This window comes from Streptomyces sp. B93, from assembly GCF_018070565.1.
Taxonomy (GTDB): domain Bacteria; phylum Actinomycetota; class Actinomycetes; order Streptomycetales; family Streptomycetaceae; genus Streptomyces.
The window spans coordinates 17490-26742 of record NZ_JAGPXL010000033.1; the positions used below are offsets into that span (position 1 = coordinate 17490).

A 9253-nucleotide genomic window follows, 5' to 3' on the forward strand; every position below is an offset into this window, starting at 1 on the left:
CCGTGCGCCCGTACCCGTACGGACGCGACGGCACCCGGCGCGGTTGCCCGCGCCGACCACCAGCCTTGGTACGCCCTTTACTTTTCCGGGACGGTACCAAGTGCCGCCCGCTGCGCCGCCGCCAGGTCCGTGCATCCGGCGACCGCCAGGTCGAGCAGGGCGTCGAGTTCGGAGCGGGCGAAGGGCTCGGCCTCGGCGGTGCCCTGCACCTCGACGAAGCGGCCGTCGCCCGTGCAGACGACGTTCATGTCGGTCTCGGCCCTGACGTCCTCCTCGTAGCAGAGGTCGAGGAGCGGGACGCCGCCGACGATGCCGACCGAGATGGCACTGACGGTGCCGGTGAGGGGCTGCCGTCCGGGCTTGATGATCTTCTTGCCCTGGGCCCAGGAGACGGCGTCGGCGAGGGCGACGTAGGAGCCGGTGATGGCGGCGGTGCGGGTGCCGCCGTCGGCCTGGAGGACGTCGCAGTCGAGGACGATGGTGTTCTCGCCGAGCGCCTTGTAGTCGATGACGGCGCGCAGGGAGCGCCCGATGAGGCGGCTGATCTCGTGGGTACGGCCGCCGATGCGCCCCTTGACGGACTCGCGGTCGCCGCGGGTGTTGGTGGAGCGGGGCAGCATGGCGTACTCGGCGGTGACCCAGCCCTCACCGCTGCCCTTGCGCCAGCGCGGGACGCCCTCGGTGACGGAGGCGGTGCAGAGCACCTTGGTGTCGCCGAAGGAGACGAGGACGGAGCCCTCGGCGTGCTTGCTCCAGCCGCGTTCGATGGTGACCGGGCGGAGCTGTTCGGGGGTGCGGCCGTCGATTCGAGACATGGGGTGAGCCTAGCCCCCATGGCGAAGGGCCCCTCCCACCCGGGGAAGGGCCCTTCACCGACGGGACCAGAGGTCACATCATGTCTTCGATGTCCGCCGCGATCGGGTCGGCGTCGGTGCCGATGACGACCTGGATGGCGGTGCCCATCTTGACGACGCCGTGGGCGCCCGCGGCCTTCAGGGCGGCGTCGTCGACCACCGAGGCGTCGCCGACCTCGACCCGCAGGCGCGTGATGCAGCCCTCGATCTCCTCGATGTTGTCGATGCCGCCGAGCCCGGCAACGATCTTCTCAGCCTTGCTGGCCATGTGCTTCTCCCTGATCCGAACCGCGTTCATCGCAGTAACCGCAGTAACCCACAGTTGGCCCAGCTACGCGAGCGTTCGGGCCGTGGGGACCGCAGGATGACGTCACGGCGACACCCTCGTCCCACGACTGGTCTACACCACCTCACAGACGGTCGCCAAACCGCCCGGAAGGACGCCCCACGCGTATGAGTTCCGACGCCGCCGCCCCCAGCCCGGCCCGCGCCCGCTGGAACAGGCTGTTCCAGGGCCTCCAGAAGATGGGGCGCAGCCTCCAGCTCCCCATCGCCGTCCTCCCGGCGGCGGGCATCCTCAACCGGCTGGGGCAGCCGGACGTCTTCGGCGACGACGGGCTGGGCTGGACCGATGTCGCCAAGGTGATGAACGGCGCGGGCGGCGCGCTGCTGGACAGCGCGCTGGGGCTGCCGCTGCTGTTCTGCGTCGGCGTGGCGATCGGCATGGCGAAGAAGGCCGACGGCTCCACGGCGCTGGCGGCGGTGGCCGGGTTCCTCGTCTACTACAACGTGCTGCTCCAGTTCCCGGAGGACTGCCCGGACGGTACGGAGGAAGTCCCGAACGTCGGCTGCCAGGGAACGGCCGACGGGACGGTGACGGCCTTCACCTACCAGAACCCCGGCGTCTTCGGCGGCATCGTGATGGGGCTGCTCGCGGCCTTCTTCTGGGCCCGCTTCCACCGCACCAAGCTGGTCGACTGGCTGGGCTTCTTCAACGGCCGCCGACTGGTCCCCATCATCATGGCGTTCGTGGCGATCGCCTTCGCCGCGCTCTGTCTGTGGGTCTGGCCGCCGATCGGCGACGCGCTGGAGAGCTTCAGCGACTGGATGAGCGACCTCGGCGCCTGGGGCGCGGGCGTCTTCGGCGTCGCCAACCGGGCGCTCCTGGTCATCGGGCTGCACCAGTTCCTCAACGTGCCCATCTGGTTCCAGTTCGGCAGCTACACCAAGCCGGACGGGGAAGTGGTGCACGGCGACATCAACATGTTCCTCGCGGGGGACCCGGACGCGGGCCAGTTCACCTCGGGCTTCTTCCCGATCATGATGTTCGCGCTGCCCGCCGCCGCGCTCGCCATCACGCACTGCGCGAAACCGCACCGCCGCAAGGAGGTCGGCGGTCTGATGCTGTCGGTGGCGCTGACGTCGTTCGTCACCGGCATCACCGAGCCGATCGAGTACTCGTTCCTGTTCATCGCGCCCGCGCTGTACGCGGTGCACGCCGTGCTGACCGGGGTGTCGATGGCGCTGACCTGGGGGCTCGGGGTGCACGACGGCTTCAGCTTCTCGGCCGGGCTGATCGACTACATCATCAACTGGAACCTGGCGACGAGACCGTGGGCGATCATCCCGATCGGGCTGGGCTTCGCGGCCGTCTACTACGCCGTCTTCCGCTTCGCAATCACCCGCTTCGACCTCAAGACCCCGGGCCGCGAACCGGAGGACGAGGTGGAGGACGTCACCAAGGTCTGACCCCGGCGGAAGTGCCGCCCGAAGACCCACGGACCCCGTCTCCGAGCACGGTCAGCGACCGGCCGGACACGGGGTCTCTGACGTCACAAAACCGGTAGGAAGCGCGGGTTCCTTATCTCACCTTCATCGTGCTAGAACAGGTCTACACCACTGAGTGGTGTAGACCACCACCCGATGGAGGAAGTATGAGCACCGCCACCGATTCGGCGGCCCCCGCAAAGAAGCGGGGATCCGGTCTGTTCCAGGGTCTTCAGAAGGTCGGCCGCAGCCTACAGCTGCCGATCGCCGTCCTTCCGGCGGCGGGCATCCTGCTCCGCCTCGGCCAGCCCGACGTCTTCGGCGACGACGGTCTGGGCTGGGGCAAGGTGGCCGACGTGTTCGCCACCGCCGGTGACGCCGTCTTCGCCAACCTGCCGCTGCTGTTCTGCATAGGTGTCGCCATCGGCTTCGCCAAGAAGGCCGACGGCTCCACCGCGCTGGCCGCCGTGGTCGGCTTCCTGGTCTACAGCAACGTGCTGAAGGCGTTCCCGGTCACCGAGGCCAAGGTCCAGGAGGGCGCGGACATAGCCGCGACCTACAACAACCCCGGTGTCCTCGGCGGCATCCTGATGGGTCTGCTGTCGGCGGTGCTGTGGCAGCGCTTCCACCGCACCAAGCTGGTGGACTGGCTCGGGTTCTTCAACGGCCGCCGGCTGGTCCCGATCATCATGGCCTTCGTCGGCACCCTCATGGGCGTCTTCTTCGGTCTGGTCTGGGAACCGATCGGTGAGGGCATCTCGGACGTGGGTGAGTGGATCACCGGGCTGGGTGCCGCGGGCGCCGGTCTCTTCGGTCTGATCAACCGCGCGCTGATCCCGATCGGCATGCACCAGTTCGTGAACACCGTCTCCTGGTTCCAGATCGGCGACTTCACCAACGCCGCGGGCGAGGTCGTGCACGGTGACCTGAACCGCTTCTTCGCCGGTGACCCGGACGCCGGTCAGTTCATGTCGGGCTTCTTCCCGATCATGATGTTCGGCCTCCCGGCCGCAGCCCTCGCCATCGCGCACGCCGCCCGCCCGGAGCGCCGCAAGGCCGTGATGGGCATGATGATCTCGCTGGCGCTGACCTCCTTCGTGACCGGTGTGACCGAGCCGATCGAGTTCTCGTTCATGTTCATCGCCCCGGTGCTGTACGTGATCCACGCGGTGCTCACGGCCCTGTCCATGGCGATCACCTGGGCGCTCGGTGTCCACGCGGGCTTCACCTTCTCCGCGGGCGTCATCGACTACGGCCTCAACTGGAACCTCGCCACCAAGCCCTGGCTGATCATCCCCATCGGTCTGGTCTTCGCGGTGATCTACTACGTGGTCTTCCGCTTCGCCATCACCAAGTTCAACCTCGCCACCCCGGGCCGTGAGCCCGAGGAGGAGGTCGAGGACCTCACCAAGGCGTGAGTCCCGGCCGCACGGCAGACGAAGGCCCCCCGAGCGATGAGGCTCGGGGGGCCTTCGGCGTACGGCGACGGTCTCAGATCTCGTACGACGCACCCGGCGCCGCCAGTTCCACCGGCCCGTCGTACACCGCGCGGGCGTCGGCCAGGTTGAGCCGGGGGTCGGTCCACGGCGGGATGTGGGTGAGGACCAGGCGGCGGACGCCCGCACGGGCCGCCGTCTCGCCCGCCTCACGGCCGTTGAGGTGGAGGTCGGGGATGTCCTCCTTGCCGTGGGTGAAGGCGGCCTCGCACAGGAACAGGTCGGTGTCCCGGGCCAGCGCGTCCAGCGCCGGGGTGACCCCCGTGTCGCCGGAGTACGTCAGCGACCTGCCCGCGTGCTCGATCCGGATGCCGTACGCCTCCACGGGGTGCGCGACGCGCTCGGTGTGCACGGTGAACGGCCCGATGTCGAAGGTGGACGGCTTGACCGTGTGGAAGTCGAACACCTCGCTCATCGAGGAGGCGGTGGGGGTGTCGGCGTAGGCCGTGGTCAGACGGTGTTCGGTGCCCTCGGGGCCGTAGACCGGGATCGGAGCGCAGCGGCCGCCGTCGTGCCGGTAGTAACGCGCCACGAAATAGGCGCACATGTCGATGCAGTGGTCGGCGTGCAGATGGCTCAGGAAGATCGCGTCGAGGTCGTAGAGACCGCAGTGGCGCTGCAACTCGCCGAGGGCGCCGTTGCCCATGTCGAGAAGCAGCCGGAAGCCGTCGGCCTCGACGAGGTAGCTCGAGCAGGCCGATTCCGCGGACGGGAACGACCCCGAGCAGCCGACGACGGTGAGCTTCATGAAGCAGAAACCTCCGCTGGCGGATGGTGAGAGACGGGGGTCGTGCGGTCCGTCGAGCGTAAGGCGCAAAACGTCCGGTCGCTCCTCCGCCAAGGGCTGTTGTGGGGGAACTCACCTGTGCTGTCACCGGTTCGGCTGGACGTGGGGCGTGTGGGACGGAGCAAGGGGCGCGCGGGAAGGGGCGGGCGCCGGTACCGTCTGCGGTATGGACACGTCCTGGTGGCTGGCGCTCGCGGCGGTGGTACTGCTCGCGCTGGTCGCCACGCTCGTCGACGGGTGGGGGCGCGGGCACGCGCCGAGGGCGGCACGGCGGGGGCGGACGCGGGGTGCGGCGGAGGGACCCGGGACGCTGCCGCGGCCCGCGGAGATCTGGTGGGCGAACGTGCCCTACGAGGACGGGCCGGAGTCCAAGGACCGGCCCTGTCTGGTGCTGAGCGTGCGGGGGCGGCACGCCACCGTCGCCAAGATCACCAGCAGGTACCGTGACGAGCGGGCCGGGGTGATCCCGCTGCCGCCGGGCACGGTCGGGGACGCGCGGGGGCGGCCGAGCTTCCTGGAGACGGACGAGCTGCGCCGGGTCCCGATGGGGGACTTCCGGCGGCGGGCGGGGGTCGTGGACCCGGTCCTGTGGGACCAGGTCCGTCACCTCGCGTAGCGCTCCGCGGGGAGCGCCGTTCGTCGTGTGCCGCGCCGTCGTGGCTGGTCGCGCCCACGCGGCGGAGCCGCACAATGACACAGCCCCGCGCCCCTTGTAGGGCGTTGCCCTTGAGGGCGTTACGCCCAGAGCTGTCCCTGGAGCGTCTCGATGGCCTCCTCCGTCGTGGCCGCCGTGTAGACGCCGGTGGAGAGGTACTTCCAGCCGCCGTCGGCCACGACGAAGACGATGTCGGCGCTCTCGCCCGCCTTGACGGCCTTCCTGCCGACGCCGATCGCGGCGTGCAGCGACGCGCCGGTGGAGACGCCCGCGAAGATGCCCTCCTGCTGGAGGAGTTCACGGGTGCGGGTGACCGCGTCGGCGGAGCCGACCGAGAAGCGGGTGGTGAGGACGGAGGCGTCGTACAGCTCGGGGACGAAGCCCTCGTCCAGGTTGCGCAGGCCGTACACCAGGTCGTCGTAGCGCGGTTCGGCGGCGACGACCTTGACGTCCGGCTTGTGCTCGCGCAGGTAGCGGCCGACGCCCATCAGGGTGCCGGTGGTGCCGAGGCCCGCGACGAAGTGGGTGATCGAGGGGAGGTCGGCGAGGATCTCCGGGCCGGTGGTGGCGTAGTGGGCGCCCGCGTTGTCCGGGTTGCCGTATTGGTAGAGCATCACCCAGTCGGGGTGCTCGGCGGACAGCTCCTTGGCCACGCGTACGGCGGTGTTGGAGCCGCCCGCGGCCGGGGAGGAGATGATCTCGGCGCCCCACATGGCGAGCAGGTCACGGCGTTCCTGCGAGGTGTTCTCGGGCATCACGCACACGATGCGGTAGCCCTTGAGCTTGGCCGCCATGGCCAGCGAGATGCCGGTGTTGCCGCTGGTCGGCTCGAGGATCGTGCAGCCGGGGGTGAGGCGGCCGTCCTTCTCCGCCTGCTCGATCATGTGCAGGGCGGGGCGGTCCTTGACCGAGCCGGTCGGGTTGCGGTCCTCCAGCTTGGCCCAGATCCGGACGTCGGCGGACGGCGACAGCCGCGGCAGGCGCACCAGGGGGGTGTTGCCCACCGCGGCCAGCGGGGAGTCGTAGCGCATCGCCGATCAGGCCATACCACCGGCGACGGCCGGCAGGATCGTGACGTTGTCGCCGTCGGTGAGCTTGGTGTTGATGCCGTCGAGGAAGCGGACGTCCTCGTCGTTCAGGTAGACGTTGACGAAGCGGCGCAGCTCCCCGGCGTCCACCAGGCGGTCCTGGATGCCCGCGTGCCGGGACTCGAGGTCGGTGAACAGGTCGGCGAGGGTGTCCCCGGTCCCCTCCACCGCCTTCTGACCGTCGGTGTACGGGCGGAGGATGGTCGGGATGCGGACCTCGATGGCCATGTCAAAGGGCTCCTGTCGAAGGAAGGGGTCTGGTGGGAGGGCGCACGCACGCGTGAGCGCGCGCCGCGGCACACGGCCGTACGGCGGAAGCGCAGTTTCAACAGATGGCGCTGGCGAGCCTGCACAGATCGACGTGCAGCCGCGCCACGAGCAGCGTGCCCGGCGTCTTGTCGCTCACGTCGAAGAGAACCATGGGCTCATCGTATCGATTCCCGGTCCGGCTCCTGGAATGTGATCTCACATCGTGGATGATTCCTGCCCACCCACTGGGCACCGCGCCGTCAGTAGGTGTCCACGACCTTCACTTCCTCCTCCGTGACCTCGCCCTCGATGATCCGGAACGAGCGGAACTGGAAGTCGCCGAGGCCGTCGGTGTCGGCGGTGGAGACCAGGACGTAGTGCGCGCCGGGCTCGTTGGCGTAGGAGATGTCGGTGCGGGAGGGGTAGGCCTCGGTCGCGGTGTGGGAGTGGTAGATGATCACCGGCTCCTCGTCGCGGTCGTCCAGCTCGCGGTAGAGCTTGAGCAGGTCCTGCGAGTCGAACTCGTAGAACGTGGGTGAGCGGGCGGCGTTGAGCATCGGGATGAACCGCTCGGGGCGGCCCTCCCCCACCGGTCCCGCGACCACGCCGCACGCCTCGTCGGGGTGGTCCTCGCGCGCGTGGGCGACGATCCTGTCGTGCAGGGCCTGGGTGATGGTCAGCATGCTGGCCAGGATAAGCAGTGGGGCCGCCCCGTACCGAAGGGTGGTACGGGGCGGCCCGGATACCGGACGGAGGCCTGACGCCCAGGGACGTCAGAGCGTCTTGGCGGACTCCAGGTCCTCGTCGCCGCGGTCGGCGCCGACCAGGGCGGCCTTGCGGTCGCGGGCCCAGTCCAGGAAGGACTTCAGCTCGCGCTTGACCACCGGGGCCAGCAGGTAGAGGCCGATGATGTTGAACACCGACAGCAGGAACAGCGCCGAGTCGGCCAGGCTGATCAGCGAGTCCAGGGTGAGCAGCGAGCCCGCGATGACGAACACGCTCCAGGTGGCCTTGAAGACGGTCTCGCTGGTCTTGCTCTTGCCGAACAGGTACGTCCAGGCCTTGAGGCCGTAGTAGCCCCAGGTCAGGATCGTGGAGAAGGCGAACAGCAGCACCGCGACGGTCAGCAGGTTCGGGAACCAGGGCAGCACGGTCTCGAAGGCGTCGGAGGTGATGGTGACACCGCCGATGCTCTCGCCCGCGCGGGCCTCGGCCCAGCTGGCCGGGTTGGCGATGACGATGGTCAGCGCGGTCATGGTGCAGATGACGACCGTGTCGATGAACGGCTCCAGCAGGGCGACCAGGCCCTCGGAGGCGGGGTGCTTGGTCTTCACCGCGGAGTGCGCGATCGGGGCCGAGCCCAGACCGGCCTCGTTGGAGAACGCGGCGCGCTGGAAGCCGACGATCAGGGCACCGATCACACCACCGGCGACACCGTCGGCCTCGAAGGCCCCGGACAGGATGGTCTGGACGGCGTCCGGCACGGCGGTGACGTTGGTCAGGATGACGGCGAGGCAGGCCACGATGTAGAGGGCGGCCATCGCCGGGACCAGACGGCTGGTGACGGAGGCGATGGAGCGGATGCCGCCGAGCAGCACCAGGCCGACCAGCGCGGCGATGACCAGGCCGAACAGCACGGCACCGGCGGAGGAGGCCAGGAAGCCGTCCTCGCCGCCGAACTGCGAGGAGAGCTGCGCGTAGGACTGGTTGGCCTGGAGCAGGTTGCCGCCGAACAGACCGAAGAACAGGATCATGATCGAGGCGAGCACGGCGAGCACCTTGCCGAGCTGGGCGCCGTTCTTGCCGAAGCGCTCGGCGAGGCCCTTGGGCAGGTAGTGCATCGGGCCGCCGGAGACGGTGCCGTCGGCGTGCTCCTCGCGGTACTTCACACCGAGGGTGACCTCGACGAACTTGGTCGCCATGCCGAGCAGACCGCAGAGGATCATCCAGAAGGTGGCACCGGCGCCACCGATGGAGACGGCGACGGCGACACCGGCGATGTTGCCGAGGCCGACGGTGCCGGAGACGGCGGCGGTGAGGGCCTGGAAGTGGTTGACCTCACCGGCGGCGCCGTTCTCGTCGTACTTGCCGCGGACGACGTCGAAGGCGAGCTTGAACTTGCGCAGCTGGATCAGACCGAACCAGCCCGTGAAGACAAGACCGGCGACCACCAGCCAGGCGACGATGAGCGGAAGGTCGGTGTCGCCGACGGGGACGGTGTAGAAGACGACGTCCGCGACCTTGTCGGCGACGGGTTCGAAGAAGTCGCTGACAGCGTCGTCGATGGACGTGGTGATGGAATCGAGTGACATCGAGTTACCTCGGTGGCGCAGGGGACGTGCTGGCGGCGTACGCGC

11 protein-coding genes are annotated in these 9253 nt (G+C 69.2%); 3 read left to right on the forward strand and 8 right to left on the reverse strand.

From position 1 onward, the window contains the following. Positions 1-77 precede the first annotated feature (77 nt). Both rph and KBY47_RS26220 read right to left on the reverse strand, forming a co-directional pair. Positions 78-815, reverse strand: coding sequence for a ribonuclease PH (gene rph / locus KBY47_RS26215; protein ID WP_210924955.1), 738 nt, complete (start codon positions 813-815; stop codon positions 78-80). Positions 816-888: 73 nt separating this feature from the next. Next, positions 889-1152 (reverse strand): glucose PTS transporter subunit EIIB, encoded by a 264-nt coding sequence (locus KBY47_RS26220; RefSeq protein ID WP_210924957.1) that lies wholly within the window; start codon positions 1150-1152, stop codon positions 889-891. Between the two features lie 155 nt (positions 1153-1307). On the opposite strand from KBY47_RS26220, the gene KBY47_RS26225 reads away from it, so the two are divergent. Both KBY47_RS26225 and KBY47_RS26230 read left to right on the forward strand, forming a co-directional pair. Further along, on the forward strand, positions 1308-2603 hold the full coding sequence (locus tag KBY47_RS26225; RefSeq protein ID WP_210924959.1) for a PTS transporter subunit EIIC: 1296 nt from the start codon (positions 1308-1310) through the stop codon (positions 2601-2603). 185 nt (positions 2604-2788) lie between these two features. Beyond that, the gene (locus tag KBY47_RS26230; RefSeq protein ID WP_210924961.1) at positions 2789-4039 is read left to right on the forward strand and encodes a PTS transporter subunit EIIC; all 1251 of its coding nucleotides are present in this window, start codon (positions 2789-2791) and stop codon (positions 4037-4039) included. A gap of 73 nt (positions 4040-4112) precedes the next feature. Here the strand turns inward: KBY47_RS26230 and KBY47_RS26235 are convergent, their stop codons facing one another. After that, positions 4113-4865, reverse strand: a complete 753-nt coding sequence (locus KBY47_RS26235; protein ID WP_210924963.1) for an MBL fold metallo-hydrolase — start codon at positions 4863-4865, stop codon at positions 4113-4115. Between the two features lie 205 nt (positions 4866-5070). Here KBY47_RS26235 and KBY47_RS26240 point away from each other — a divergent pair, with 205 nt between their 5' ends. Beyond that, on the forward strand, positions 5071-5520 hold the full coding sequence (locus KBY47_RS26240) for a type II toxin-antitoxin system PemK/MazF family toxin (protein WP_210924965.1): 450 nt from the start codon (positions 5071-5073) through the stop codon (positions 5518-5520). Positions 5521-5639: 119 nt separating this feature from the next. Here KBY47_RS26240 and KBY47_RS26245 read toward each other — a convergent pair whose 3' ends face one another. The 5 genes from KBY47_RS26245 to KBY47_RS26260 all read right to left on the reverse strand — a co-directional run bounded on the left by KBY47_RS26245 (position 5640) and on the right by KBY47_RS26260 (position 9208). Next, positions 5640-6590: a PLP-dependent cysteine synthase family protein gene (locus tag KBY47_RS26245; protein WP_210924967.1), complete on the reverse strand. Its 951-nt coding sequence runs from the start codon at positions 6588-6590 to the stop codon at positions 5640-5642. Between the two features lie 6 nt (positions 6591-6596). After that, positions 6597-6875 (reverse strand): MoaD/ThiS family protein, encoded by a 279-nt coding sequence (locus KBY47_RS26250; protein WP_210924969.1) that lies wholly within the window; start codon positions 6873-6875, stop codon positions 6597-6599. A 97-nt stretch (positions 6876-6972) separates the two neighbouring features. After that, on the reverse strand, positions 6973-7068 hold the full coding sequence (locus KBY47_RS37405; RefSeq protein WP_374103111.1) for a putative leader peptide: 96 nt from the start codon (positions 7066-7068) through the stop codon (positions 6973-6975). Positions 7069-7156: 88 nt separating this feature from the next. After that, positions 7157-7579, reverse strand: coding sequence for a Mov34/MPN/PAD-1 family protein (locus tag KBY47_RS26255; protein ID WP_210924971.1), 423 nt, complete (start codon positions 7577-7579; stop codon positions 7157-7159). A 90-nt stretch (positions 7580-7669) separates the two neighbouring features. Further along, positions 7670-9208 (reverse strand): sodium:alanine symporter family protein, encoded by a 1539-nt coding sequence (locus tag KBY47_RS26260; RefSeq protein ID WP_210924974.1) that lies wholly within the window; start codon positions 9206-9208, stop codon positions 7670-7672. Between the last annotated feature and the right edge of the window lie 45 nt (positions 9209-9253).

Excerpts from the sequence above, each read along its gene's own strand:
- rph (WP_210924955.1), bottom strand. The coding sequence starts at position 815 with ATGTCTCGAATCGACGGCCGCACCCCCGAACAGCTCCGCCCGGTCACC.
- KBY47_RS26220 (WP_210924957.1), bottom strand. The coding sequence starts at position 1,152 with ATGAACGCGGTTCGGATCAGGGAGAAGCACATGGCCAGCAAGGCTGAG.
- KBY47_RS26225 (WP_210924959.1), top strand. The coding sequence starts at position 1,308 with ATGAGTTCCGACGCCGCCGCCCCCAGCCCGGCCCGCGCCCGCTGGAAC.
- KBY47_RS26230 (WP_210924961.1), top strand. The coding sequence starts at position 2,789 with ATGAGCACCGCCACCGATTCGGCGGCCCCCGCAAAGAAGCGGGGATCC.
- KBY47_RS26235 (WP_210924963.1), bottom strand. The coding sequence starts at position 4,865 with ATGAAGCTCACCGTCGTCGGCTGCTCGGGGTCGTTCCCGTCCGCGGAA.
- KBY47_RS26240 (WP_210924965.1), top strand. The coding sequence starts at position 5,071 with ATGGACACGTCCTGGTGGCTGGCGCTCGCGGCGGTGGTACTGCTCGCG.
- KBY47_RS26245 (WP_210924967.1), bottom strand. The coding sequence starts at position 6,590 with ATGCGCTACGACTCCCCGCTGGCCGCGGTGGGCAACACCCCCCTGGTG.
- KBY47_RS26250 (WP_210924969.1), bottom strand. The coding sequence starts at position 6,875 with ATGGCCATCGAGGTCCGCATCCCGACCATCCTCCGCCCGTACACCGAC.
- KBY47_RS37405 (WP_374103111.1), bottom strand. The coding sequence starts at position 7,068 with ATGGTTCTCTTCGACGTGAGCGACAAGACGCCGGGCACGCTGCTCGTG.
- KBY47_RS26255 (WP_210924971.1), bottom strand. The coding sequence starts at position 7,579 with ATGCTGACCATCACCCAGGCCCTGCACGACAGGATCGTCGCCCACGCG.
- KBY47_RS26260 (WP_210924974.1), bottom strand. The coding sequence starts at position 9,208 with ATGTCACTCGATTCCATCACCACGTCCATCGACGACGCTGTCAGCGAC.